This is a genomic window from Pseudomonas sp. KSR10 (genome assembly GCF_022355455.1).
In the GTDB taxonomy this organism is placed as follows: domain Bacteria; phylum Pseudomonadota; class Gammaproteobacteria; order Pseudomonadales; family Pseudomonadaceae; genus Stutzerimonas; species Stutzerimonas stutzeri_E.
Genome location: NZ_JAKOEN010000019.1, coordinates 953,378 through 979,207, shown reverse-complemented (window position 1 = coordinate 979,207; position 25,830 = coordinate 953,378). Strand labels below are relative to the sequence as shown.

Annotated in this window: 25 protein-coding genes and 1 riboswitch; of the genes, 14 read left to right on the top strand and 11 right to left on the bottom strand. The window is 62.0% G+C overall.

The window, feature by feature from the left end:
* Nucleotides 1-38: 38 nt before the first annotated feature.
* Together ahcY and MCB86_RS13410 are read right to left on the bottom strand one after the other, a co-directional pair.
* Entirely contained in the window at nucleotides 39-1,448 is a 1,410-nt protein-coding gene (gene ahcY, locus MCB86_RS13415) for an adenosylhomocysteinase (RefSeq protein WP_045163975.1), read from the bottom strand.
* Nucleotides 1,449-1,471: 23 nt separating this feature from the next.
* Nucleotides 1,472-1,623, bottom strand: a riboswitch (S-adenosyl-L-homocysteine riboswitch).
* A gap of 86 nt (nucleotides 1,624-1,709) precedes the next feature.
* On the bottom strand, nucleotides 1,710-2,969 hold the full coding sequence (locus tag MCB86_RS13410) for a sodium:proton antiporter (RefSeq protein WP_239611224.1): 1,260 nt from the start codon (nucleotides 2,967-2,969) through the stop codon (nucleotides 1,710-1,712).
* 319 nt (nucleotides 2,970-3,288) lie between these two features.
* On the opposite strand from MCB86_RS13410, the gene MCB86_RS13405 reads away from it, so the two are divergent.
* Both MCB86_RS13405 and MCB86_RS13400 read left to right on the top strand, forming a co-directional pair.
* Nucleotides 3,289-3,723, top strand: a complete 435-nt coding sequence (locus tag MCB86_RS13405) for a hypothetical protein (RefSeq protein ID WP_045163973.1) — start codon at nucleotides 3,289-3,291, stop codon at nucleotides 3,721-3,723.
* 73 nt (nucleotides 3,724-3,796) lie between these two features.
* A complete protein-coding gene (locus tag MCB86_RS13400) occupies nucleotides 3,797-4,243 on the top strand; it encodes a cytochrome c (protein ID WP_045163972.1) in 447 nt (148 codons plus the stop codon).
* Between the two features lie 21 nt (nucleotides 4,244-4,264).
* Here MCB86_RS13400 and MCB86_RS13395 read toward each other — a convergent pair whose 3' ends face one another.
* Complete coding sequence (locus MCB86_RS13395) at nucleotides 4,265-4,645, bottom strand: DUF1090 family protein (protein ID WP_239611223.1); 381 nt, start codon at nucleotides 4,643-4,645, stop codon at nucleotides 4,265-4,267.
* Nucleotides 4,646-4,705: 60 nt separating this feature from the next.
* Nucleotides 4,706-6,373, bottom strand: a complete 1,668-nt coding sequence (gene ligB, locus MCB86_RS13390; RefSeq protein WP_239611222.1) for an NAD-dependent DNA ligase LigB — start codon at nucleotides 6,371-6,373, stop codon at nucleotides 4,706-4,708.
* Nucleotides 6,374-6,933: 560 nt separating this feature from the next.
* Between ligB and MCB86_RS13385 the strand changes: the two genes are divergently transcribed.
* Nucleotides 6,934-7,863 carry an ABC transporter ATP-binding protein gene (locus MCB86_RS13385; protein ID WP_239611221.1) on the top strand — a complete coding sequence of 310 codons (930 nt, stop codon included), beginning with the start codon at nucleotides 6,934-6,936 and terminating at the stop codon, nucleotides 7,861-7,863.
* Complete coding sequence (locus MCB86_RS13380; protein WP_045163968.1) at nucleotides 7,860-8,621, top strand: ABC transporter permease; 762 nt, start codon at nucleotides 7,860-7,862, stop codon at nucleotides 8,619-8,621. The genes MCB86_RS13385 and MCB86_RS13380 overlap by 4 nt, the downstream gene beginning before the upstream one ends.
* A 32-nt stretch (nucleotides 8,622-8,653) precedes the next feature.
* On the opposite strand, the gene MCB86_RS13375 is transcribed toward MCB86_RS13380, so the two are convergent.
* The 6 genes from MCB86_RS13375 to MCB86_RS13350 form a co-directional block, all read right to left on the bottom strand.
* Nucleotides 8,654-10,783: an amylo-alpha-1,6-glucosidase gene (locus MCB86_RS13375; RefSeq protein WP_239611220.1), complete on the bottom strand. Its 2,130-nt coding sequence runs from the start codon at nucleotides 10,781-10,783 to the stop codon at nucleotides 8,654-8,656.
* 3 nt (nucleotides 10,784-10,786) lie between these two features.
* Nucleotides 10,787-11,851, bottom strand: a complete 1,065-nt coding sequence (locus MCB86_RS13370; RefSeq protein ID WP_239611219.1) for a glycosyltransferase family 4 protein — start codon at nucleotides 11,849-11,851, stop codon at nucleotides 10,787-10,789.
* Nucleotides 11,852-12,113: 262 nt separating this feature from the next.
* Entirely contained in the window at nucleotides 12,114-13,304 is a 1,191-nt protein-coding gene (metK, locus tag MCB86_RS13365; RefSeq protein WP_239611218.1) for a methionine adenosyltransferase, read from the bottom strand.
* 14 nt (nucleotides 13,305-13,318) lie between these two features.
* Nucleotides 13,319-14,320, bottom strand: coding sequence for a metalloregulator ArsR/SmtB family transcription factor (locus tag MCB86_RS13360; RefSeq protein ID WP_239611217.1), 1,002 nt, complete (start codon nucleotides 14,318-14,320; stop codon nucleotides 13,319-13,321).
* A 79-nt stretch (nucleotides 14,321-14,399) separates the two neighbouring features.
* Nucleotides 14,400-15,002 carry a LysE family translocator gene (locus tag MCB86_RS13355; protein ID WP_045163963.1) on the bottom strand — a complete coding sequence of 201 codons (603 nt, stop codon included), beginning with the start codon at nucleotides 15,000-15,002 and terminating at the stop codon, nucleotides 14,400-14,402.
* The gene (locus tag MCB86_RS13350) at nucleotides 14,999-15,895 is read right to left on the bottom strand and encodes a TauD/TfdA family dioxygenase (protein WP_239611216.1); all 897 of its coding nucleotides are present in this window, start codon (nucleotides 15,893-15,895) and stop codon (nucleotides 14,999-15,001) included. The genes MCB86_RS13355 and MCB86_RS13350 overlap by 4 nt, the downstream gene beginning before the upstream one ends.
* 165 nt (nucleotides 15,896-16,060) lie before the next feature.
* Between MCB86_RS13350 and MCB86_RS13345 the strand changes: the two genes are divergently transcribed.
* The 7 genes from MCB86_RS13345 to fba all read left to right on the top strand — a co-directional run bounded on the left by MCB86_RS13345 (nucleotide 16,061) and on the right by fba (nucleotide 23,433).
* A complete protein-coding gene (locus MCB86_RS13345; RefSeq protein ID WP_155397679.1) occupies nucleotides 16,061-16,981 on the top strand; it encodes a LysR substrate-binding domain-containing protein in 921 nt (306 codons plus the stop codon).
* 121 nt (nucleotides 16,982-17,102) lie between these two features.
* A complete protein-coding gene (gene tkt, locus MCB86_RS13340; protein ID WP_239611215.1) occupies nucleotides 17,103-19,100 on the top strand; it encodes a transketolase in 1,998 nt (665 codons plus the stop codon).
* 169 nt (nucleotides 19,101-19,269) lie between these two features.
* Entirely contained in the window at nucleotides 19,270-20,316 is a 1,047-nt protein-coding gene (gene epd, locus MCB86_RS13335; protein ID WP_239611214.1) for an erythrose-4-phosphate dehydrogenase, read from the top strand.
* A 48-nt stretch (nucleotides 20,317-20,364) separates the two neighbouring features.
* Nucleotides 20,365-21,528, top strand: a complete 1,164-nt coding sequence (locus MCB86_RS13330) for a phosphoglycerate kinase (RefSeq protein ID WP_239611213.1) — start codon at nucleotides 20,365-20,367, stop codon at nucleotides 21,526-21,528.
* Between the two features lie 112 nt (nucleotides 21,529-21,640).
* On the top strand, nucleotides 21,641-21,835 hold the full coding sequence (locus tag MCB86_RS13325) for a hypothetical protein (RefSeq protein ID WP_080890668.1): 195 nt from the start codon (nucleotides 21,641-21,643) through the stop codon (nucleotides 21,833-21,835).
* 27 nt (nucleotides 21,836-21,862) lie between these two features.
* Nucleotides 21,863-22,195, top strand: coding sequence for an MliC family protein (locus MCB86_RS13320; RefSeq protein ID WP_239611212.1), 333 nt, complete (start codon nucleotides 21,863-21,865; stop codon nucleotides 22,193-22,195).
* A gap of 173 nt (nucleotides 22,196-22,368) precedes the next feature.
* A complete protein-coding gene (fba, locus tag MCB86_RS13315) occupies nucleotides 22,369-23,433 on the top strand; it encodes a class II fructose-bisphosphate aldolase (RefSeq protein ID WP_045163956.1) in 1,065 nt (354 codons plus the stop codon).
* A gap of 80 nt (nucleotides 23,434-23,513) precedes the next feature.
* On the opposite strand, the gene MCB86_RS13310 is transcribed toward fba, so the two are convergent.
* Entirely contained in the window at nucleotides 23,514-23,891 is a 378-nt protein-coding gene (locus tag MCB86_RS13310; RefSeq protein ID WP_045163955.1) for a response regulator, read from the bottom strand.
* A gap of 219 nt (nucleotides 23,892-24,110) precedes the next feature.
* Between MCB86_RS13310 and MCB86_RS13305 the strand changes: the two genes are divergently transcribed.
* From MCB86_RS13305 to MCB86_RS13295, 3 genes are all read left to right on the top strand, one after another.
* Nucleotides 24,111-24,731 carry a class I SAM-dependent methyltransferase gene (locus MCB86_RS13305; RefSeq protein ID WP_239611211.1) on the top strand — a complete coding sequence of 207 codons (621 nt, stop codon included), beginning with the start codon at nucleotides 24,111-24,113 and terminating at the stop codon, nucleotides 24,729-24,731.
* A 201-nt stretch (nucleotides 24,732-24,932) separates the two neighbouring features.
* The gene (locus MCB86_RS13300) at nucleotides 24,933-25,211 is read left to right on the top strand and encodes a DUF3509 domain-containing protein (protein ID WP_045163953.1); all 279 of its coding nucleotides are present in this window, start codon (nucleotides 24,933-24,935) and stop codon (nucleotides 25,209-25,211) included.
* A gap of 128 nt (nucleotides 25,212-25,339) precedes the next feature.
* A complete protein-coding gene (locus MCB86_RS13295) occupies nucleotides 25,340-25,813 on the top strand; it encodes a hemerythrin domain-containing protein (protein WP_239611210.1) in 474 nt (157 codons plus the stop codon).
* Nucleotides 25,814-25,830 lie beyond the last annotated feature (17 nt).

Sequence of the window (25,830 nt, the reverse complement as noted above, 5' to 3'; positions counted from 1 at the left end):
GCAGGCTCGTCGGGAAGTAGGCGCAGCCGCGGCCTCGATTAGTAGCGGTAGCTATCCGGCTTGAACGGGCCTTCGACTTCCACGCCGATGTACTCGGCCTGGCTTGGGGTCAGGCGGGTGATGACGCCGCCGAAGCCCTTGACCATTTCCGCCGCGACTTCCTCGTCGAGCTTTTTCGGCAGCACCATTACGGTGACGTTCTTGGTCTTTTCGATAACCGGCAGATCGGCGAACTTCTCGTTGAACAAGTGGATCTGCGCCAGCACCTGGTTGGCAAAGGAGCCGTCCATGATCCGGCTCGGGTGACCGGTGGCATTGCCCAGGTTCACCAAACGGCCTTCGGCCAGCAGGATGAGGTAGTCGTCGTTCTGTGCGTCGAAGCTGTCCGGGCCGGTGCGGTGGATCTTGTGCACCTGTGGCTTGACCTCTTCCCACGCCCAGTTCTTGCGCATGAAGGCGGTGTCGATCTCGTTGTCGAAGTGGCCGATGTTGCACACCACGGCGCGCTTCTTCAGCGCCTTGAGCATGCCGGCGTCACAGACGTTGGCGTTGCCAGTAGTGGTGACGATCAGGTCGATCTTGCCCAGCAGAGCCGCGTCGACGCTGGCATCGGTGCCGTCGTTGAGGCCGCCCTTGTACGGGGAAACCAGCTCGAAGCCGTCCATGCAGGCCTGCATGGCGCAGATCGGATCGACTTCCGAAACCTTGACGATCATGCCTTCCTGGCGCAGCGATTGGGCCGAGCCCTTACCCACATCGCCGTAGCCGATCACCAGCGCCTGCTTGCCCGACAGCAGGTGGTCGGTGGCGCGTTTGATGGCGTCGTTGAGGCTGTGACGGCAACCGTACTTGTTGTCGTTCTTGCTCTTGGTGACCGAGTCGTTGACGTTGATCGCCGGGATCTTCAGGGTGCCTTTCTTCAGCATGTCCTGCAGGCGATGCACGCCTGTGGTGGTTTCCTCGGTCACGCCGTGGACGCCCTCGAGAACCTGCGGGTACTTATCGTGCAGGATCTGGGTCAGGTCGCCGCCATCGTCCAGGATCATGTTGGCGTCCCACGGCTGGCCGTCCTTGAGGATGGTCTGCTCGATGCACCACTCGTACTCTTCTTCGGTTTCGCCTTTCCAGGCGAACACCGGAATGCCGGCAGCGGCTATGGCGGCGGCGGCCTGATCTTGAGTCGAGAAAATATTGCAGCTGGACCAGCGGACTTCGGCGCCGAGGGCGGTCAGCGTCTCGATCAGCACGGCGGTCTGGATGGTCATGTGGATGCAGCCGAGGATTTTCGCGCCTTTGAGCGGTTGCTCGCCGGCATATTTGTGGCGAAGGCCCATCAGGGCGGGCATTTCCGATTCGGCGATGATGATCTCGCGACGGCCCCAGGCGGCCAGGGAAATGTCGGCGACCTTGAAGTCGTTGAAACCGGCAGGCGTCATGACAGCGCTCATTGAAGAGTTCTCCATTCGTTTTGTGCGAATGGGCGCCGTTGATGCGTATGGTTAACGCCCCATCCGAGCCTGACAGGTGAAACCTGATGTGGATCTGCCGCGGCGCGACAAACAGGCCGCGTGGCTTGCGAGATCCAAAACAGGCTTTCGCCCTGCTGCAGCGCCCCTCGGACAGGTGGCGGGCACGGCCGAGCGGTGTCGGCGGTGTGAAGCTCGGCGATTATAGCCGTGACCGCGCGCAATCCCAAGCCCGACGCAGTGCTACCTGTCAGCGACTGTCGCTGCTGTCCCGATGCAGATATTGCGAACCAATCGGCCGATGCTCAGCCCCTGTACCAGAATCGAGAACAGCACTATCAGATAAGTGATGTTGAGTAGCAGGTTGCGCTCTTCGCTGGCGGGCAGCGCCAGGACCAGCGCCACCGAAATGCCGCCGCGCAGCCCACCCCAGGTGAGGATGCGAACGGTGCCGTTGGGTAGCGCACGACCCATCCTGCGCAGCAGCAGAGCAGGCGGGCCTACCGCGGCCAAGCGTGTACCGAGGATCAGCAGCGTGACGCACAAGGCGATCAGCAGGTATTGCGCGCTGAAGGGCAACAAGACCAACTCCATGCCGATCAGTACAAACAGCACCGCATTGAGAATCTCGTCGAGCAGCTCCCAGAAATTGTCCAGATTCTCCCGGGTGTGGTCGGACATCGCGTGGCGGCGGCCCTGGTTACCGATGATCAGTCCGGCCACCACCATGGCGATCGGGCCGGAGACGTGCAGATGGGTCGCCAGGGTGTATCCACCAAGCACCAGCGCGAGGGTCAGCAACACCTCTACCTGGTATTGATCGATGCTCTTGAGTAAGGCGAAGGTCAGCGCGCCGAGCAGGGCACCGAGCAAGATGCCGCCCCCGGCCTCTTCGAAGAACAGCCAGACGGCCTCGCCCGCCCCCGGCGCCTCCCCTCGTGCCAGCACACCCAGGAGCACGGTGAACACCACAACCGCGACCCCGTCGTTGAACAGTGATTCGCCGACAATGGTGGTCTCCAAGGCTTTTGGTGCGCCCGCTGAGCGCATGATGCCGAGCACCGCGATAGGATCGGTCGGCGAGATCAGCGCACCGAACAGCAGACAGTAGATCAATGGCGGCTGCAGTTCGAATAGGTCGAGGATGTACCAGGTGCCGAATCCGATCACGGCGGTCGAGAACAGCACGCCGACGGTTGCCAGCAAGCCGATTGCCCAGCGGCGGGCACGCAGGTCGGCCAGGTTGATGTGCAGTGCGCCAGCGAATAGCAGAAAGGAAAGCATGCCATCCATCAGCAAGTGATTGAAATCGATACGCCCGACCAGTGTTTCGATCTGCTGCTCGATCGAAGGCAGGCCTAGCAGCGCCAGGCCGTGCAGCAGCACCGAAAATAACAGCGCGGTCGCCATTACGCCGATGGTCGGTGGGAGACCGATGAAACGGTAATTGACATAGGCGAGCAGCGCCGTGAGGCTGATGAAGATGGCTGACAGTTCGAGCATGAACTCCGGATACCTTTCGCAGGTGGGTTAGGCAATGGACTGGCATCGGTGCAGTTGGTGCCGAGCAGCGCGCTGCGACCGGCCGCAAGTACGGCGAGGCAAGGCAGGCATGGCGGAGCGGCACCTGCCGCCGGCAGATTATCCCCGCGCTTATGTGTGGCAGCGCCCTTTGGGCGCGAGCATCCTGAACCGCGGGCGCGTGAGAGTTGCCGCTATCCTCCGCCCGTCTTTGGCGATCCATCCGAACGTGCTGGTGGACGTACGGTCAAACGGGAAGCTCTGGTGAATCTCGCCGGGCGAAACCACAGGAGCTGCCAGCATGAACCTCTTGTTCCGTTCCGTTCCGCTTGTCCTGATCGCCGCGTTCAGCCTACCGGCTGCCGCCAACTCCTGCTATGTCAGTGCCGACACCTCCGGTGCCGTTCCGCCGCCGGTTGTGACAGAAAAATGCTTCGAGTACAAAGGCCTGGACGACAACTCCATCGATTGGGTGTGTCAGGACAACGAGGCCATCAAGAATTCCCAGCGGGAAATCCGTGACAGCTGCCCCGCCGGACATTTCGGCGTATGTACCGCGGCGCTGACACCTGAAACCCTTGCCAATGAGCGCGCCACCGGCACCCAGGCGGATAACGGCACCCTGCCGACCACCGTGCCCAAGGAGGCGCGGATCGTCACCTACCACTATCAGGCCACTGATCGCGCTCAGGCCAAGATCGACTGCGAGAGCGCAGGCGGTGAATGGTCGCAGTAGTCCCGAGGCGTTTGGTGAATCGGTCACCTGGGTAGATAATCGCCGGCCATCGTAGTCCCGAGTGGTTTGTGCCATGAAACTGATGCCGTTGTGCGTTTCGCTGATCGCCGTCCTTGCACTGGTCGGCTGCGACCGCATCGATCCCAATTCGCCGCTGGGCAAGCGCAAGGCGATCTATCAGCAGATGCTCGACACCAAGGAAGACCTCGGCGGCATGCTGCGCGGTCGGTTGCCGTTCGACGCCCAGGGGTTCGTCAGCGGCGCGGCAAAGCTGGACGAGTTATCGCGTCAGCCCTGGCAGTACTACCCGGAGGTCAAGGAAGAGCAGAGCGAGGCGCGGGATGATGTCTGGCAACAGCAGGAACGTTTCAACCAGTTGGCTCGCGAGCTGGAGGCAAACACCGCCGCGCTGGTCGAGGCGACGGCTCAGGGGCCGGTGACCGCTGGCAGCGTCGGGCCCGCCTTCCAGCGAGTCGAAGACACCTGTGAGGCCTGCCACAAGAAGTTCCGCAACTTCTGACTTTGGTAGCGCGCTCCGCCGTCAGCGCTTGGCCGCCTCCAATGCGCGGCGCGCCTGATCCAGGCGGCGCTTGCTGTTCTCGATGACCTGCGCATCGCCGGTGCTTATTGCCTCGCGTAGTTGTGCCTCGCGCATCGTCGCCAGGCGCGCTGCGCGCTCTATTTCGTCGTGATTGGGTTGCAGTGCAACGACCCCGCGACAGCGCTCGGCAAGGCCATGCAGGCGCGCTTCCAATGCAGCGCGCTGGCCGGTGTCGTCCTTCAGGCGCGCCTCCTTGATCTGCTGGCTGATGCGCTCGCGGGCCTGGCTGCACTCGATGCTGGTCTCGGGTGCTGCCAAGGTTGCCTGGACGCCGCAAAGGCTTGATAGCAACAGCATGAAGAGAATTCGCCGGTCGGCCATGCCTTCATCCTTTTTCTTATTCTCGACGTCATATGACTGGACTCAATCAGCGAAGTGCCCTCAAAAGCCGACTATCCCAGCGTCGTGTAACTGTTGCCGGAGATGAACAACCTCCGGCGCCGAGAGGAACGCGCGCAGCTGCCGGGCACGTGTCGCGCCGATTCCGGGCCTGGATTGCCATTGCTCCAGGCTGGTCGTGGCGAGGGTATTCCAGTCGTCGGCAAGCTGAGTGTCTCCGGTGGGAGGGATACCCAGCGCCTTTAGCCATGCCTTGAAGGGACGCTCACGCGCCAACTGAAAACTCGCCGCCAGGCGGCTGGCACTGGCTTCGCCAATGCCTGGGATTGGTAGGAGGTGATGCTGATCGAGCTGCAGCCAGTCGAGCGCACTCACTACCAGACCGGATTCCACCAACGTCTGCCAAGTGCCTGGACCGAGCTGCGGCAGGTCCAGCCCTTGCTTGCCGCTGAGCCAGACCAGACGCGCTAGGAATTGCTGCTCGCAGCCAGGGCTTGCCTGCCAGCAACTGAGCGCATGGTACGCGTCAGAAGCAGGGGCGTCGACCGGCTGGCGCCGTTGCGCACGCCAGACGACCCCGTCGTACCGGGGGATGGTAAGGCCGGCCAGAGCGATCGCGACCTGATCGTCGGGGCGAATATCCGCCGCCTGCCAGCGGGCCAGGGAGCCCAGGCTGACGCGGCTGATACGTCGGTCGTCGAGCTGTAGCGGCTCCAGTTCCAGCACCGGCGTGATCTTGCCCGTGCGACCGATGCTGAACTGCACTTGGCGTACACGGGCGACCGCCGTGCGAACTGGATATTTCCAGGCAGCAGCCCAGTCTGGAGGCCTGGCTTGCCAATCGTCGCTGTCCGGACGCCTGCCTTGGCGCAACACGATGCCATCGCTAGCGAACGGTAGCGGATGATGGAACCAGTGGTCACGCCAGTGCTCGGCGTGGGTAATCGTTTCGATTGGTACGGACAGCGCGGCGCTTTGCGCGAAGCCCATCGCTGTCAGGCCGTCCAGGCGAGCCTGCATATTGGACGGGCCGTTAGGCCAATCCCAGACGAACAGGCCGATCTGTCTGGCGGTCCCCTGATCGAGCATCTGGCGCGCCATCGCTCCGGCGGCCTGTGCGCGTGCGCCGGCGCTGCCGACCGTGGCCTGAACGTGGTGGTCGAGCCGCCAGTAGAGTTCACCCTGTAGGACGACGTCTTCAGTGATTGCCAGCCGGGGCGGTATGGCCGGTAGCTGACGGGCGCGTGCTGTCCAGTCCTGACCGCGGCTGCCGTTGCCGCGGCTGACGGCCTGAATCAACGAGCCGTTTCGGTAGTGCAGCGTCACGGCAACACCGTCGACCTTCGGCTGGACCCATAGGTCGGCGCGTTGGGCCATCCAGGCGGCTACGGCTGCGCGGTCGGCGAGCTTCGTCAGCCCGGTCTGGACAACCGGGTGCGGCACGTCGCCCGTCGCGGTCGCCAACGGATCGGTGGTGATGGCGGAGGCCGGCGCAAAGCAGGCATTCCACTGTTGAAGGCTTGCGACGGCCTGGTCATAAACTTCGTCGTCGACCAGGGTGATGCCTCGACGGTGGTAGGCATCGTCCCACTCGGCGAGTTGCCGCTGCAGCGCGCGGCTTTCCGATTTGGCGCGTTCGGCCGACCAGTCAGGGCATTGCGCCGAGGACAGGACTGGGGCGAGACATAGCAATAGCGTGACGGGTCGCATCGGAGCATCCTTGCTCGTTGGGGCTCTGCATTTTGCCAAGCGTGCCCCCACGTGACCGTGCGCTAACGCATGTTGAACAGTTCCTGATGAAAGTCATCGGCAGGCAGGCCGTAGCCAGCGAGACCGCATCCCAACTGGTGGCCGATGCTCGCCGATTGGCTGTGGGCAGAAATCCTGGCCAATCGTGCAGCTGATAGGCCTTGTCCAGTCTGCCGAACAGGCGCTCCAGTGCGCGAGGGCGAATAGCGAGGTAGATGACTGCGCTCATCGCGGCGATGGAGAGCAGGCCGCTGAAGTGAACCATGTCCGCGCGCAGCGGCCAGAATCGGGAGCAATGGCCGGTGGTGACATCCGTGGTATTGAGCCAACATCGATAAATAGCGTGACGAAGGCCGGTCTGATCCGTTGTATATGCGGTGCCCCTCCATTAACGACAGCATAAGTTCGAGCATTGCACCTACGATGCGGCAGTGGGCATGATCGTTATCAACGGCATCGATTAGTGAGCTAACCACCTGCGTCGTACAATCGTCAGCCAATCTTTGCGGAGTGATTCATTAGTGCAGCCCGTGATCTCCATCGAACAGCTGAGCAAGACCTATGCGTCCGGCCATCCGGCGCTGAAAACGATTGATCTGCAGATACGCAAAGGTGAAATCTTCGCCTTGCTCGGCCCCAACGGCGCGGGCAAGACCACGCTGATCAGCATCGTCTGCGGCATCGTCAATCCGGGCGGTGGCCGGGTGCTGGTGGACGGTTATGACATCATCGGCGATTACCGCGAGGCCCGTTCGAAGATCGGTCTGGTGCCTCAGGAACTGGTCAACGAGGGCTTCGAGAGCGTCTGGGCCACGGTGCGCTTTTCCCGCGGGCTGTTCGGCAAGGCGCCCGACGATGCCTATCTAGAAAAACTGCTGCGCGATCTGTCGCTGTGGGACAAGAAGAGCGCGCGGATCATCGAGCTCTCCGGTGGGATGAAGCGCCGGGTGATGATCGCCAAGGCGCTGTCCCACGAACCGAGCATTCTGTTCCTCGACGAACCGACGGCCGGCGTCGACGTCGAGTTGCGCCGGGACATGTGGGAGATGGTCCGCGGCCTGCGTGAGCGCGGCGTGACCATCATTCTCACCACTCACTACATCGAAGAAGCCGAGGAGATGGCCGACCGCATCGGGGTGATCAGCAAGGGCGAGATCATTCTGGTCGAGGACAAGCAGGTGCTGATGCACAAGCTCGGCAAGAAGCAGCTGACGTTGCACCTGCAGCGCCCGCTGGCAGAGATACCGGCCGAGCTGGCCGATTACCCGCTGGAGCTGGTCGATTCGGGCAACCAACTGGTGTTCACCTTCGACACCCAGCACGAGGATACCGGCATCGCCGACTTGCTCAGGCGCCTCGCCGCGCACGGCATCGATTTCAAGGATCTGCAATCGAGTCAGAGTTCGCTGGAGGAAATCTTCGTCAGTTTGGTAAAAGGCAGCCGCACATGAATTTCTACGCAATCCGCGCCATCTACCTGTTCGAACTGGCGCGCACCTGGCGCACGCTGTTGCAGAGCATCGCCACGCCTGTGATTTCCACTTCGCTGTACTTCGTGGTGTTCGGCTCGGCCATCGGCTCGCGCATGGAGGCGATGCATGGGATCCCGTACGGCGCGTTCATCATCCCGGGTCTGATCATGATGGCGCTGCTGACCGAGAGCATCTCCAACGCCTCGTTCGGCATCTACATGCCGCGCTACTCCGGCACTATCTACGAGGTGCTGTCGGCGCCGGTGTCCTACCTGGAGATCGTCATCGGCTATGTCGGCGCGGCGGCGACCAAGTCGATCATACTCGGCCTGGTGATCCTGCTCACCGCGAGGTTGTTCGTCGATTACGAAATAGCCCATCCATTGGTGATGGTGCTGTTCCTGGTGCTGACCGCGGTGACCTTCTGCCTGTTCGGTTTCATCATCGGCATCTGGGCCGACGGCTGGGAGAAGCTACAGATCGTGCCGTCGCTGATCGTCATGCCGCTGGCCTTTCTCGGGGGCAGCTTCTATTCCATCGAAATGCTGCCGCCGCTGTGGCAGAAGGTCACGTTGTTCAACCCCGTGGTGTACCTGATCAGCGGGTTCCGCTGGAGCTTCTATGGCGTCTCGGATGTCAATGTCGCGGTCAGCCTGGGTATGACCATGGGCTTTCTGGCGCTGTGCCTGGTGCTGATCTGGTGGATATTCCGCACGGGTTACCGGCTCAAGAACTGACGACACGCACCCCGCCATCGGCGGGGGGTCGTTTACAAACAGATGTCGACGCTGACAGGTTGCGGGCCGTGCTGGGCTTCGACGAAGGCCACCACGCGCCGGTCCAGACGCTGAAAGGTCAGGTCGATCAGCTGCTCTCCCACCGCCAGTCGCCGCAACTGCAAACGGTCGATACCTGCCGGCAGGCGCGGTTGGCGAATTTGGATGCGCTGCCGACGACCGTCCACTTCCAGGCCGAGGCAGGCCTGCAACAGCATGAACACCGAGCCGGCCGCCCAGGCTTGCGGCAGACAGGCCACCGGATAAGCTGTAGGCGCTTCGCCGGGGCTGCGGCTGAAACCGCAGAACAGTTCCGGTAGGCGCATGCCGAAGTGGGTGGCGGCCTCGAACAACCCGCTCAACAGGCGCACCACGCCGTCCCGCTCGCCATACTGCGCGAGCCCAGCGGCGCACAGCGCGACATCGTGCGGCCAGATCGACCCGTTGTGGTAGGACATCGGATTGAAGCGTGCGGCTTCCGGCGCCAGGGTACGAATGCCCCAGCCGGAGTTGAAGGCGCTTGCCAGCAGCTGCTGCGCCAGAGCTCGACCGCGTACCGCTTCCGGCAGGCCGCAATACAGCAGATGGCCGGCGTTGGAGGTGCGAATCCGACACGGCTCTCCGGCGCCGTCGATAGCCAGAGCGTAGAACTGCTGATCGTCCAGCCAGAACTGCCGCTCCACCGCCGTGCGTAGCCGTTCGGCCTGCTGGCGCCAATGAGCGGCGCTGTCTGCATCGCCGTGCCAGCCGGCCAGTTCCGCCATGGTCAGATAAGCGCGGAAGGCATAGCCCTGAACTTCTACCAGGGCAATGGGGCCGTCTGGTGTCCGACCATCGGCGTGGAATACCGAATCGTGACTGTCTTTCCAGCCCTGATTGAGCAGGCCGCTCGCCTCGCCGCGGACATAGGCGAGAAAGCCCTCGGGGTGATTGGCGGCGTTCTGTTCCACCCAGCCGATCGCCGAGCGAAGCGCCGGCCAGATCGAGTCGATGAACTGACGATCTCCGCTGCGCCGGGCGTAGGCGCCCGCCAGTACCACGAACAATGGCGTCGTATCGACGCCCCCGTAATAACGACCGAACGGCAGCTCATTGACCGCTGACATCTCGCCCTTGCGCGTCTCGTGCATGATCTTGCCGGGCTCTGCGTCGCGGAAGCGGGAGGTCTCGCTGGCCTGGTGCGCGGCCAGGTAGGCGAGCACGCCGCGTGCCAGTGCCGGATCGAGCCACAGCGTCTGCAAAGCGGTGAAGATCGCGTCGCGCCCGAATGGTGTGGAAAACCAGGGAATACCGGCGTAGGGATAGGGACCGGTGGGCAAATCGGTAGTGAGCAAGGCGACGTCAGCCCGTGACTTGTCCAGCCAGGACTGGAACAGGCGGCCTGATGCATACAGGCGCGCGCCTCGTTGTTGCTGTCGGCGCATGCTGCGGCGTGCGTTAGCCGCTGCCTGGCGAAAGCGCGCCGGCCCCGGCGCGGCGGGCTCGATACCGATTTCCAGGTAAAGAGCCCAGCGCTCGCCTGCGTCCAGGTCGACCTGAAAATCAGCCTGGGCATCGCTGAGGCGAGTCGGCGTCAGCGAAAAGCTGATTGCGCTGCAACGCAGTTGATTGTCGAGACCGGCATAACGCAGTGCCACATGACGCTCACCGAGTTCAGAAGCGTGATGCTCACCGCGTTGAGCGCGGGTTTGTCCGCGTACTTCGAACATGTCACGAAAGTCCGCCGCGAACCCTAGCGAGAGCGGAATCAGGGTCGGTTGGTCGCTATAGTTGGCTAGGCTGAGTCGTTCGTACAGGCGTCCCTGCCAGAGGAAGCGCTTGCGCTCGACATGAATCACTCCTTGCGGTGTGCTGGTATCTCCGAGCGGCCGTAGTGGGCGGTTGCTCAGGTGCGCAGTGAAGTAAACGTTGTCCTGGCTGACCGCGGCCGACAGCAGCGATGCGGGTTGACCAGCCAGCCGCAGCTGCAGGCGCGACAGTACTCGAGTGTCGTTGCGAAACAGACCGTCGTCGGTCCCTTGAACGTCACCGAAGGCGTCGGCCACCATAAAACTGTCGCCATCCTTGAGCACGTAAAGCGTACGGGGCATGTACGCCTGATGAGTGTCGTGAGTGGTGTTCATAGGTCATGCCAACTTCTGCAGAGGTTGGTGAGGGTCGGTGTCGCCCAGAAGCTTCCAATACAGCTCCAAGTAGCGGCGCGCCATGGCGTGAGACGAGAAGCGCTGCTCAAACACCTCGCGCACATGTGCCCTGTTCAGTTGCGGCAATCGATCGATCGCTACCGCGGCCGCTTCCTCGCTATCGACGATGAATCCGTTGACACCGTGCTCGACGATTTCTGGAACCGAACCACAACGCCAGGCGATTACCGGAGTTCCGCAGGCCATCGCCTCGATCATCACCAGCCCGAACGGTTCGGGCCAGTCGATGGGAAAGAGCAGTGCCCGGGCGTTGCCGAGGAAATCGGACTTTTCTGCATCGCCGATTTCACCGACGAACTCGACCAGTGGATGGTCCAGCAACGGGCGGATTTCCTGTTCGAAATACTTGCGATCGGCGCTGTCCACCTTGGCCGCAATCTTCAGTGGCAGGCCGACCCGACGGGCGATCGCGATGGCGCGGTCGGGGCGCTTTTCCGGCGAGATGCGGCCGAGAAAGGCCAGATATCCGCCGTCCGCCTCGGCGTGGAAGCGATAAGCCGAACCGTTGAGCCCGTGGTGAATGGTTCCGCACCAGTTGGCGAATGCCAGCGGCGCGCGTTGGTCGTGGGAAATCGACACCAGTGGATAGCGGTGCCAACGGCGGTACACCTCGCCCAGATCGTCGAGGTCGAGGCGGCCATGCAGTGTGGTCAGGGTGCGCTCGGCAATGTCCTCGAAGAACGGAAAATGCAGCAGGTCCACATGGAAATGCAGAACGTCGAATTCATTGGCGCGTGCGCGAACCTCGTCCATCAGCCGTAGGTGGCTGGCGAGGTCCGATTTGAGCGGTGCAGGGTCTAGCCGCAGGGCGCGCCGGCGTGCAGGAACCAGGTCGGCGGTCGTTTCGGCATCGGCAGCGGCGAACAGCGTGACCTGGTGGCCGAGGTCCACCAGCGCGTCGGTCAGGTGTGCCACCACCCGCTCGGTACCACCATACAGGCGGGGCGGAACGGCTTCGTAGAGAGGGGCGATCTGCGCAATCTTCATCAGTGGTCTCCTTGATCAGGGATGAACAGAGCGAGAGGTACTGCGGAAACATCTCCTGTTATGCGATCGCTTATGGGATAGGGGCTGCCGGATGATTTTCAAGCGCGGCGCTCGCTGCCGCTTGTCGGCAAACCGTCGGGCTCGGACCGGCGAGGAGTTCGCAGACCAGGCGCACTCGCTCGATATTTTTGGATGGTGGCAGAATGAAAAAGCCCCGCTCAGCTCGCGCTGGCGGGGCTTTTCTCGCACCGGCGGTCTGGTTTTACAGCCCGGCAGCGGCGCGCAGGGCGTCGGCCTTGTCGGTCTTTTCCCAGGTGAAGGCGGTGAAGGTGTCGCCACCGACCGTCATTTCATAGGGATCGCGACCGAAGTGGCCGTAGGCCGCGGTGGCCTTGTACATCGGGTGCAGCAGATCGAGCATGGTGGTGATCGCGTAGGGGCGCAGATCGAAATGCTCGCGGACCAGGGCGACGATCTTCTCGTCGCTGAGCTTGCCGGTGCCAAAGGTATTGATCGAGATCGACGTCGGCTGCGCCACGCCGATGGCGTACGACACCTGGATCTCGCAACGCTCGGCGAGGCCCGCGGCGACGATGTTCTTCGCCACGTAGCGGCCCGCATAGGCGGCCGAGCGGTCGACCTTGGACGGGTCCTTACCGGAGAACGCGCCACCGCCGTGACGGGCCATGCCGCCGTAAGTGTCGACGATGATCTTGCGCCCGGTCAGGCCGCAGTCGCCCACCGGTCCGCCAATGATGAACTGGCCGGTCGGGTTGATGTGGAACTGGGTGTCCTTGTGCAGCAGCTCGGCTGGGATCACATGCTTGACGATCAGCTCCATCACCGCTTCCTGCAAGTCGGAATGCTTGACCTCGGGATTGTGCTGAGTGGACAGGACGATGGCGTCGATGCCGACCACCTTGCCGCCTTCGTAGCGGCAGGTGACCTGGCTCTTGGCGTCCGGACGCAGCCATGGCAGCAAGCCGTTCTTGCGCGCCTCGGCCTGGCGCTCGACCAGGGCGTGGGAGAAGCGGATCGGAGCCGGCATCAGCACGTCGGTTTCGTTGCTGGCGTAGCCGAACATCAAGCCCTGGTCGCCGGCACCCTGGTCTTCAGGCTTGGTGCGGTCGACGCCCTGGGCGATGTCCACCGACTGCTTGCCGATGATGTTGATGATGCCGCAGGTGGCGCCATCGAAACCGACGTCCGAGCTGTTGTAGCCGATGTCGATGATGACGTCGCGCACCAGCTGCTCGAGATCGACCCAGGCGCTGGTAGTGACTTCGCCGGCGACGATCGCGACGCCGGTCTTGACCAGGGTTTCACAGGCCACACGGGCATGCTTGTCCTCGGCGATGATGGCGTCCAGCACCGCATCGGAGATCTGGTCGGCGATCTTGTCCGGGTGCCCTTCGGACACGGACTCGGAGGTGAAAATCGAATATTCGCTCATCTATCGGTTCCTAATTACCGGTGGGTGAGTCGGCTGACAGGGGTGGGCCGGGAGAAATACCGGGCCTGGATCTGAAAACCGTTCTTCAAGCCAATGTAGAGGCTCTCGCCGGGCGTGAGCCCCGCGGCATCGGCCCAACGGGCCAGATCGTCCTGTTCGAAGCCCAACCATAGATCGCCGCAGGCCTCCCTGGCCCAACTCTGGTTGTGGCTGCACAGCTCGGTGAGCAGCAGGCTGCCGCCCACGTTCACCAGCCGTGCCAGTTGCTTGAGTGCTTCGCCCGGCGCTGCCAGGTGATGCAAAACCATGTTCAAAACGACGCAATCAGCAGAAGGGCATTCGTCCTGCAGAGCGTCGGCAAGTTTCAGCTCGACGTTGTCCAGTGCATCCTGCTCGCAGCGAGCGCGTGCGAGTTCCAGCATTGCCGGACTGTTGTCCACTGCCACGACGTGGGCGAATCGATGGGCCAGCTCGGGCAGAAAGCTACCGTCGCCCGGGCCGACCTCGAGCGCTGTCGCAGAAGGTGCGAAATTCAGCGCATTGAGCAGCGCCACTACGCTATCGCGATACTGTGGCAATCCGGCGATCAGGTCCTGGCGCGCCTGAAAACTGCCTGCCATACGTATGAAGAAATCTTCGCTGGCGGCGCTGCGTTGGGCATGCACCGCGGCGATTCGTGCCTGGACGTCGAATGGCAACACCAGTTGATCGACTTCCTCCAGCAAGGCGGCGTGCAGTCGGCCGCCCAGGGTTTCGCCCTGCGGCAGGGTGCGGCGATAGAAGATCGCATTGCCCTCGCGCCGCGTTGCCAGCAGTCCGGCCTGGGTCAACACCTTCAAATGGTGGCTGACGCCGGATTGGCCGATGGCGAAGATCTGTGCCAGTTCGAGCACGCCGAACGAGTCGCTGGCCAGCGCACGCAGTACGTTCAGGCGCAGCGCTTCGCCGCCGGCCTTGCACAGGGCGGCGAGCTGGTCGCTGTCATCGAAGGACATCTGGGGAATGCGCAGGCTCATAGGCCGCGCAGTCTAGTCGGTCGTTTTTCGTCCAGCAATGGCTGTATCAAAAAGTTTTGATATTGGGCAAGCCGGAGGTTCAGTTCACCAGGCTGTTTACACCCATGCCGCACGACACCAACCCGAGTCCCAGAAGGAAGAAGCTCGGCAGTAGATTCAGCACATGCTGCAGCCGCGCGTGGCTGGCCAGGCGGCGTGCCGCCAGACTGTAAGTGATCAGAATGGAGACATCGACCAGGGCCCAGATCGTGATCAACGCTGCCGCCTGGGGTGCGAAGGGTTGCGCGGGAAGGATGAAGCCCGGCAGGAAGGCCAGGAAGAACAGGATGTCCTTGGGGTTCGACAACCCGACCGCCATGGCGCGCCAGAAATAATGCACATGCGACCGTGGCAGTTGCGGCTCTTCGTCATTGCCGCCGCACAGCCCGTCGGCGCCGAGCCAGATCAGATAAAGGCCACCGAGCACTTGGCCCCATTCGAGAATGACCGGTTCCAGATCCAACGCCAGGTAGATCAACACCAGCGCTGCGACCAGCAGGATCTGGGCGGACAGCACGCCGCCAAGGATGGTCCAGGCCGGCCAGCTGCGTCGCGCGTCGGCAATAACCAGTGCGACGACCGGGCCAGGGGAGGCGATCAGCAAGACGACCGCGGCGGCGAAGGCAAGGTAGGTGGCGTTCATAGTTCGGTCACCAATTCGAATATGCGCGATTGTTTGCCCAGCTTTTCGGTGTAGAAACGCAGGTTGCAGCTGGCGAAGGTGCGCTGCATCCAGCGATCGTTGCCATCGAAGCGGGCCGTGAAGGGGCTGCGGGCATGCGCGGTGTGGCGGTTATCGATGATCAGCAGGTCGCCACAGCCCATACGCACGGGCTCGACGACTTCCCAGGCGAGGTTGCGCAGGGTGTCGAGCGAGCGTTGGGCGCGATCGCTATAGGCGACCATGAACTGGGGGTCGAAACGGAAGAAGGGGGCATCGGGATCGCCGTAGAGCACGGTCTGATGCTTGTTTATATCGATGCGCTGGTTCTTTTCCGTGGTGCCGTAATCGGAAAAAAAGTTGTACGGCTCATTGAGGAAGAATGCCTGCTGCTCGTAGGTCAGCCGTTCGAGAATGCGATTGACCGAAGCGATGTAGGTGATGGCTTCTGCTGCAGGATCCTGGCGCAGGCACAGCAACAACAGATAGTCCGGCTGGACCGCATGGAAGGCATTTTCGGTATGCAGGTCGAGCTCGGTATCGAAACTGTCCGAGGTGGCAGCCCGCGATTGTGTCTGCTGCGGGAAGAAGTTGTTGACGATAGCGCCATCGGACTCCTGGACGTAGCCGATTGGCTCGCCCAGCAGGGCAGTGGCTTGCAGCAGCAGCCGTTCGCTGGTGTCGTCCGGCTTGCAGAGCTCGGCGCGCGAGGCGGGAGTCGGAGGGATGTCGCCGACGTCCGTGCCCTCCAACAGCAGAAAGCCCTTCGAGTTGCCGAATAGCCGGAAGTCGAGGATTTGCGCGATCTGCTCCTGGCTCAGACCTCCGTTGCTGATGCTGGCGGACAAAAGTAGGTCAAAGTTGCGATCGGACATGTCATTCTTCCCTGCATTTATACGAGGCAGATGCCTCTTCTTATCTGTTGATGCCATCGCATTGCGGGCTCGGTTGCTGGCGCAGTATTGGTGGCGTTCGAGAGGGTGCAAAATGGAAAATACGTCCGTCTGCGATGAGTTTTACTCATGCCGGAGAGAGGCGGCATGACGCTGCGGATGCCTCCTTTGTATGCGCTGCGTGCCTTCGAGGTGGCGGCGCGCTTCGGTTCGTTCACCCAGGCGGCCGAGAGCCTCTGCATCACTCAGAGCGCAGTCAGCCGGCATGTGAAGGCGCTGGAGGAAAACCTCGGCTGTCAGCTTTTCGAACGGCGCGGCTCCCGGCTGGCGCTGACCGATACCGGGCGGTTGCTGGCGCAAGAGCTGAAGGTCGGCTTTCGCACCCTCGAAAACGCCTGCATCGCGGTCAACCGGCGGCAGGACGCGCTGAGACTCAAGGCCCCCTCGACGCTGACCATGCGCTGGTTGCTCGGCGCGTTGGACGACTTCCGGCTGACACATCCGCAGAACCGGGTGCAGCTCACCAGCGCCTGGATGGATCTGGACACGGTCGATTTCCATAACGAGCCGTTCGACTGCGCGATCTTGCTGGGACATGGTGGTTTTCCGGCGGACTGGAATCGAGTCAAGCTGTTCGATGAGTGGCTGGTGCCGGTGTGTTCGCCCGAGGTGCTTGGCAGTACGCGCTGGACGGCCGCCCAGCTGGCGGCGGCCGAGTTGATCCATCCCTCCCGCGACTGCCGCGATTGGCGGCGTTGGCTGCAGCGGGTCGGTTTGATCGACGCCGTCGCCTGGCAGCAGGGCAAACTGTTCGACACCTTGGAGCTGGGCATCTCCGCCGCGGCGCAGGGGCACGGCGTTTCAATCGGCGATCTGGCGCTGGTCGCTGCCGAGCTGCACAAAGGTGCGCTGACGCTACCCTTCGATCAGGCGGTGCGCTCCGGCGACAGTTATTACCTGGTGTGGCCGGCGACCGGGGAAACGCCGGTGACGCTGACCCGAATGAAGGACTATTTGTTGAAGCATTTGCCGGATGTCGGCAACCACGGGGTACGCCTGCTCGACTGAGTGGATCGGTGGCGACGGAGCATGCGTGTATTCAGTCATTGCCCCGCCACCCTCGGTAGGGGAAAATGGCCGCCTTTTCCGCCCCCTTCGTTTTAGAAGCTACCCCGCAGGAGATTCAGCGATGCCCAGCCGTCGTGAGCGAGCCAATGCCATCCGCGCCCTCAGCATGGATGCCGTGCAGAAAGCCAACAGCGGCCACCCGGGTGCCCCCATGGGCATGGCGGACATCGCCGAAGTACTCTGGCGCGACCATCTCAAGCACAGCCCGACCAATCCGCAATGGGCCGACCGCGACCGCTTCGTGCTGTCCAATGGCCACGGGTCGATGCTGATTTATTCGCTGTTGCACCTGACCGGCTACGACCTGCCCATCGATGACCTCAAGAACTTCCGCCAGCTGCACAGCAAGACCCCGGGGCACCCAGAGTTCGGCTACACCGCGGGCGTAGAAACCACCACCGGGCCGCTCGGCCAGGGGCTGGCCAATGCCGTGGGCTTCGCCTTGGCGGAAAAGGTCATGGCCGCGCAGTTCAACCGCCCCGGCCATGAAATCGTCGACCACAACACCTACGTGTTCATGGGCGACGGCTGCCTGATGGAAGGTATCTCGCACGAGGTCTGCTCGCTGGCTGGCACCCTCGGCTTGAACAAGCTGATCGCTTTTTACGACGACAACGGCATCTCCATCGACGGCGAAGTCCATGGCTGGTTTACCGACGACACGCCGCGTCGCTTCGAAGCCTACGGCTGGCAGGTGATCCGCAACGTCGACGGTCATGACGCCGACGAAATTCAGATGGCGCTCGAAACGGCCCGCAAGAGCGACCGTCCGACACTGATCTGCTGCAAGACCATCATCGGTTTTGGCGCGCCGAACAAGCAGGGCAAGGAAGAGTCCCACGGCGCTGCGCTCGGTGAGGCTGAAATCACCCTGACCCGCGAAGCGCTGGGCTGGAAGCATGGTCCGTTCGAAATCCCCGCCGAGATCTATGCCGAATGGGACGCCAAGCAGAAGGGCGCCGAAGCGGAGAACCAATGGAATCAGCGTTTCGCCACCTATCAGGCTGAGTTCCCGGCGCTGGCCAGTGAGTTCACACGGCGCATGGCCGGTGAACTGCCGGAAGATTTCGCCGAGAAGGCCTCGGCATTCATTCGCGAAGTGGCTGAGAAGGGCGAAACCATCGCCAGCCGCAAGGCCAGCCAGAATTGCCTGAATGCCTTCGGCCCACTACTGCCGGAACTGCTTGGCGGCTCGGCGGACCTGGCCGGCTCCAACCTGACCCTGTGGAAGGGTTGCAGGCCGGTAGTCGCTGAAGACGCCTCGGGCAACTACATGTACTACGGCGTGCGTGAGTTCGGCATGGCGGCGATCATGAACGGCGTTGCCCTGCACGGCGGCCTGATCCCCTACGGCGCGACCTTCCTGATGTTCATGGAATACGCGCGCAACGCCGTGCGCATGTCGGCGCTAATGAAGCAGCGTGTGCTCTACGTGTTCACCCACGACTCCATCGGTCTTGGCGAAGACGGCCCGACTCACCAGCCGATCGAACAGCTGACCAGCTTGCGCACCACGCCGAACCTGGACACCTGGCGCCCGGCCGACACGGTCGAATCCGCCGTGGCCTGGAAGCATGCGGTCGAGCGCAAGGACGGTCCGAGCGCGCTGATCTTCTCGCGTCAGAACCTGCCGTACCACATCCGGGACAACGAGACCGAAGCGGCCATCGTCAAGGGCGGCTACATCCTGAAGAGCTGTCAGGGCGAGCCGGAACTGATCCTGATCGCCACCGGTTCGGAAGTCGGGCTGGCCGTTCAGGCCTACGACAAGCTGACCGCGCAGGGACGCAAGGTGCGCGTGGTGTCGATGCCCTGCACCAGCGTGTTCGACGCCCAGGATGCGGCCTACAAGCAGCAGGTGCTGCCAGTGGAAGTCGGTGCGCGCATTGCTATCGAGGCGGCCCATGCGGACTACTGGTACAAGTACGTCGGCTTGGACGGCCGCATCATCGGCATGACCACCTACGGTGAATCGGCGCCGGCCGGCCAGCTGTTCGAGGAATTCGGCTTCACCGTCGACAACATCCTCAGCGTTGCAGAAGAACTGCTGGAAGACTGATACGCAAGCTGGAAGCCTGAAGCTGGAAGCTTGAAGTAAAAGCAGCCCGGCTCAGGCTCGAGGGATCACAGCAGCTGAGAGGTTGCGGCTGGATGCTGGAAGTAGCAGCGGCACGAACACTTCCGGCTTCCGGCTTCCAGCTTCCAGCTCGCATAAAGACGAGCCGCGAATGTCCCGAACCCCCCCCTACCGCGTCGCCCTGAACGGTTACGGCCGCATTGGCCGTTGCGTGCTTCGTGCCTTTCATGAGCGCAATGCGGCATTCGATTTCGAAATCGTCGCACTCAACGATCTCGCGGACATGGCGAGCCTCGAATATCTCACTCGCTTCGACTCCACCCATGGCCGCTTCCCTGGCCAAGTCGGCGTTGAGGGCGATTGTCTTCAGCTCAATGGGCACCAGGTGACGGTGCTGCGCGAGTCGACGCCGGAAGCGGTGGACTGGCGCGGTCTGGGCGTCGACCTCGTGCTGGAATGTTCAGGTGCGTACAACACCCGTGCTGGTGGTCAGCGCTTCCTCGATGCCGGTGTGCCGCGGGTGCTGTTCTCGCAACCCATGAGCGGCGCGGGAGATGTCGACGCCACCGTGGTGATGGGCATCAACCACGAGCAGCTGACCGGTGTCGAGCGGTTGGTCTCCAACGCGTCCTGCACCACCAACTGCGGCGTGCCGTTGCTCAAGTTGCTCAACGATGCGATAGGTCTTGACTACGTCTCGATCACCACTATCCATTCGGCAATGAATGACCAGCCGGTGATCGACGCCTATCACCACGACGACCTGCGTCGCACGCGCTCGGCTTTCCAGTCGGTGATCCCTGTCTCGACCGGCCTCGCTCGTGGCATCGAGCGGCTGTTGCCGGAACTCTCGGGGCGGATTCAGGCCAAAGCCGTGCGAGTACCGACGGTGAACGTGTCCTGCCTGGATATCACACTGCAGATGACCCGCGATACCGACGCCTCGACGATCAACCGGATCCTGCGGGAAGCGGCTGAAACCGGGCCGTTGAAAGGCTTGCTCGCGTACACCGAGCTGCCCCATGCCAGTTGCGATTTCAACCACGACCCGCATTCGGCGATCGTCGATGGCAGCCTGACGCGCGCTTCCGGCCCGCGACTGGTGAACCTGCTGGCCTGGTTCGACAATGAATGGGGTTTCGCCAACCGTATGCTGGATGTGGCCGATCACTATTTGCGGGTCGCCGATCACACCTGAAGCCGCACCGCTTGAAGACATCGCCGTTTTGAACTTAAGGAAGATCACATGACCGTTTTGAAGATGACCGACCTCGACCTCAAGGGTAAGCGCGTGCTGATCCGCGAGGACCTCAACGTGCCGGTGAAGGATGGCGCGGTGAAAAGTGACGCAAGGATCCTGGCGTCCCTGCCGACCATCAAACTGGCGCTGGAAAAGGGCGCGGCGGTACTGGTCTGCTCGCACCTGGGCCGTCCGGAAGAGGGCGTCTACAGCGAGGAGGATAGCCTCAAGCCGGTCGCCGACTACCTGAGCAAGGCACTGAATCGCGAGGTACCGCTGGTCAAGGGCTATCTGGACGGCGTTCAGGTGAAAGCCGGTGAGGTGGTGCTGTTGGAGAACGTGCGCTTCAACAAAGGTGAGAAAAAGAACACCGACGAGCTGGCGCAGCAATACGCCGCGCTATGCGATGTCTTCGTCATGGATGCCTTCGGCACTGCCCACCGTGCCCAGGGTTCGACCCACGGCGTGGCCAAGTTTGCCCAGATTGCCTGTGCCGGCCCGCTGCTGGCCGCCGAACTGGATGCATTGGGCAAGGCGCTGAAAAGCCCGGCCAAGCCGATGGCGGCCATCGTCGCGGGCTCCAAGGTGTCGACCAAGCTGGATGTGCTGAACAGCCTGAGTACGGTTTGCGATCAGTTGATCGTCGGTGGTGGCATCGCCAATACCTTCCTCGCCGCCGCCGGTCTGCCGGTAGGCAAGTCGCTGTACGAAGCCGATCTGGTCGACACTGCCAAGGCGATCGCGGCCAAGGTCAGTGTGCCGCTGCCGGTCGATGTGGTGGTCGCCAAGGCGTTTGCCGACGATGCCGAAGCCACCGTCAAGGCCGTTGCTGATGTGTCGGACGACGACATGATCCTTGATATCGGCCCGCAGACCGCGGCCAATTTTGCCGAGCTGTTGAAGTCTTCGAAGACCATCCTCTGGAACGGCCCGGTTGGCGTGTTCGAGTTCGACCAGTTCGGCGAGGGCACCAAGGTGCTGGCCAAGGCCATCGCTGAAAGCCCTGCATTTTCCATCGCCGGTGGTGGCGACACCCTGGCGGCGATCGACAAATACGGTGTAGGCGAACAGATTTCCTATATCTCCACTGGTGGTGGCGCCTTCCTCGAGTTCGTCGAGGGCAAGGTCCTCCCGGCCGTCGAAGTGCTCGAGCAGCGCGCTGCGAAATAAGTGTTTGTGCCGTTATCGCTTCGGCGCTCCGCACAACAAGCGCAACGATCAAGGCAACCCCTGAAGCTCGGTGCTGTCTCTGTTCTGTCCGAACGAGGAATGGAGACTCACCATGCGTTATGCCGCTATCGCTGTTTGCTGTCTTGGGTTGGCCGGGTGCGCCGGCGGTGCACCGGATTCGGCTTGTGAAATATTCGATCCACCGCCAGTTGAAAGCCCAACCGCACAGAACGATCAGCGGGTGCAGATGCAGAGCACTGGCGACCCGACCGCGGGTACTGCCGCCGATGCCCAGGACTGCCCTTGAGTGGTCCAACCAGCCAAGGAGGAATCGATGAAAGGCCTGTTCATTGCGTATGCCGTGCTGCTGCTCGCCGGCTGCGGCCACTGGCAGTCCGGCCCCGATGCGCCTTTCGTGCGCTGGAAATGCCAGAGCCAGCAGGACATCGCCTGGCGCTATGCCGATGAGAATCGGAAGACGGTGGAACTGAAAATCGGCAACAGCGACAAGGTTCATACGCTGCGCAAGGAACCTGCCACCCGTGGTGCTTTCTATAGCGATGGCGTTGTGGCTTTCCACGACAAAGGCAACGAAGCGCTGGTCTATCGGCTCGCCGACGACAAGCTGCTGGCTCATGGCTGCAGCGCTTCGCTGATTACGATTTAACGCCCATGCGCCGCCACCGGTGTGAGGCAAATTTGCGGCGTTTTCGCCAGAGCTGATGGCTTTTGGCCCGTCCGCCACTACAATGCCGCGCCTACAGCGCGGTGCTTGAACACCGCCAGCCCCTGGGGCAGGCTTTACACGATTAATCGACCCTAACCGGGAGAAAGGAAAACATGGCACTCATCAGCATGCGCCAGATGCTCGACCACGCCGCCGAATTCGGCTACGGCGTGCCGGCCTTCAACGTGAACAACCTCGAGCAGATGCGAGCCATCATGGAAGCGGCCGACAAAACCGACTCCCCGGTGATCGTCCAGGCTTCGGCCGGTGCCCGCAAATACGCCGGTGCGCCATTTCTGCGCCACCTGATCCTCGCGGCCATCGAAGAATTCCCGCACATCCCGGTGGTCATGCACCAGGACCACGGCACCAGCCCGGACATCTGCCAGCGCTCCATCCAGCTGGGTTTCAGCTCGGTGATGATGGACGGCTCGCTGCGTGAAGACGGCAAGACGCCGTCCGATTACGAATACAACGTTCGCGTGACCCAGCAGACCGTCGCCTTTGCCCACGCCTGTGGCGTATCGGTAGAAGGCGAACTGGGTTGCCTGGGCAGTCTGGAAACCGGCATGGCCGGTGAAGAGGACGGCGTTGGCGCCGAAGGCACGCTGGATCACAGCCAACTGCTGACCGATCCGGAAGAAGCCGCCGACTTCGTCGCCAAGACTAAGGTCGACGCCCTGGCCATCGCCATCGGCACCAGCCACGGCGCCTACAAGTTCACCAAGCCGCCAACCGGTGACACCCTGTCGATCCAGCGCATCAAGGAAATCCACCAGCGCATTCCTGACACCCACCTGGTGATGCACGGTTCCTCCTCGGTGCCGCAGGAGTGGCTGAAGATCATCAATGAGTACGGTGGCGACATCAAGGAAACCTACGGCGTGCCGGTCGAGGAAATCGTCGAGGGCATCAAGTACGGTGTGCGCAAGGTCAACATCGATACCGATTTGCGTCTGGCATCGACCGGTGCGATTCGCGAGTTCATGGCGAAGAACCCCAGCGAGTTCGATCCGCGCAAGTACCTGGCCAAGACCGTGACCGCCATGCGCGATATCTGCATCGCCCGTTACGAAGCCTTCGGCACTGCCGGCAATGCGTCGAAGATCAAACCTATTTCCTTGGAAGGCATGTTCGAGCGTTATGCGCGCGGCGAGCTGGATCCCAAGGTCAACTGAGTCGCTGTTGCGAAACACGAGCCCGCCCTGTGCGGGCTCGTTGCGTTATGGGGGCGTCGACTCCGCAGCCATTGGTGCCGCTAGGCGAGCAGTTGCTGAATCTGGGTCCGTAGCCTATCCAGCGAGAACGGCTTGGCGATGATCGGGGCGCTGCGCGCGATCGGGCTGCCGGACTCGTGAATCTCGATCGGATAGCCGCTGATGAAGATGACTTTCATCTCCGGCCGCAGTTTGAGCGCCGGTTCGGCAATCATCACGCCGGAAACGCCACCGGGTAATCTGAAATCGGTCACCAGCAAATCCAGCTGCGGCTTGGTCGCCAGAATCTCGAAAGCCTGGGTGGAATCCGACGCTTCCAGGACCCGGTAGCCTTCGTCGGCCAGATAGTCAGACAACAGGCGAAGAATATGCGGTTCGTCCTCAACGAGCAGGACAACTTTGCTGAATGTTGGGCTCATCGGAGCAATTCTCGACGTATTCGGTGAACATATTGCGTCAGCCCGGTGATTAATCCGGCTTGGGGTAAGCACGTTGGGCATTGCAGCATTGCGCAAGTTCAGGGCCGGAACGCCATTCGTCAAGCCTTTGTTGGCGCGCGTACAGTAGAGCGGTTGCGCGTTGGCAATCAAACCATGCCTCATCAGAGCTCAAGCCCCAACCATTTCCGGAAGCCCATCATGACCGACGAAAACACCCAGACCATCGCCGACCGGACCCTGGACGACTATCGTGCCAATGCCGAGGCGTTTCGCGAAGGTACCCGTGATCACGATGTCAGCCAGAATGTCGACGCGCTGCTACGGCACATCCATGGCGAGCCGCCCTTTCGCATTCTAGATCTGGGATGCGGCCCGGGGCGCGACCTCAAGACCTTCACCGCGCGAGGGCATGTCGCGGTCGGGCTGGAAGGGGCGGAGCCCTTTGTGCAGATGGCTCGGGCCGAAACCGGTTGCGAGGTGCTGCACCAGAACTTCCTGCAACTGGATCTTCCCACCGAAGCCTTCGATGGCATCTTCGCCAATGCGGTGCTGTTTCATGTGCCCAGCCGAGAAATCGCCGCGGTTCTGCTGAAGCTGCACGCGGCGCTGCGCCGCGGAGGCGTGCTGTTCAGCTCCAATCCGCGTGGCAACAACCAGGAGGGCTGGAGTGGCGCTCGCTATGGCGCCTGGTATGACTGGCCAACCTGGCGCGGCTTGCTGCAGTCGGTGGGTTTCGTTGAACTCGAGCACTATTACCGGCCGACGGGCTTGCCTCGTGAGCAGCAGCCTTGGCTCGCCAGCGTCTGGCGCAAGGGTTGAGCGCCGACATCAGAAGACAGCGGTTGTTCACCAAGCAGAGCAGAATGCATGCCGCAAACGCCGACTTCATGCGTTTTGCATGCATACAAAACGCTATTATGTGACGCAAGTCACTGAATTATTGGATTTTATTTATCTTCTCCGGTTGGCACGGACGCTGCTCCAGTAATGGAAGCTGGACCATAACCGGAGTACACAATAATGATCGCCGCTGAAAAAATTCTCTCTGCCGCGTTTCCAGAGTTTGAAGTCATTACCCACCCTCGTCCGGACGGCGGGCTTTTGCTGACGCTGCGTAACGATGATCGGGATATCATCAAGCGCGCTCTTTCCAAGGGACAGACCCAGACCAACATTCAGCTGGAGTGGGTCATCAGCTCGATACGCCGCGACCTGGCGCTTGAGGCTGGTATGTCACCTGCCATCGCCCGTCTGCAGAGCCAGAGCCGCACCGGGCTGCCCACCTACGAGTACGCTTGAGACGAGCGGTCGGCTGGCCATGCTGCGAGCCGGCCGTCTGCATATGCTGCGCACTCCAGCGTAGGCGATCCGACCGGGCCGAAGAGCCTTGGATGGTCGCAAAGCCTGATAAGCGATGAGGAATCCGCATGAATGCCATTGACCTGTTGATCGACGATCACGAAAAAGTGAAAGACATCCTGACGCGTCTGACCGAGAGTACTGAGCGAGCGGTCAAGACTCGCGCCGAGTTGCTGCAGAAACTGGAGATGGAAATCACCATTCACACCCAGCTCGAGGAACAGATTCTTTATCCCGCCTACAAGGAAGCCGGCGGCAAGGAAGAACTGAAGATGTATCACGAGGCGAAGGAAGAACACCGGGCGGTTGATTCGCTGGTGCTGCCCGACATCAAGGCGACCGATCCATCGACCGTCGAGTTCTCCGGGCGCATCAAGGTCTGCAAGGAGCTGCTTGAGCACCATATCGAGGAAGAGGAATCGGAAATGTTTCCCAAGGCCCGCGAACTGTTCGACCAAGCCCGGTTGGAAAAAATGGGCGAGCAGATGGCTGAACTGAAAGAGCGCCTGAAGAAGGAATTCAGCGCCAGTCAGGCAGCGTGAACGCAGTCGCCGGGGTG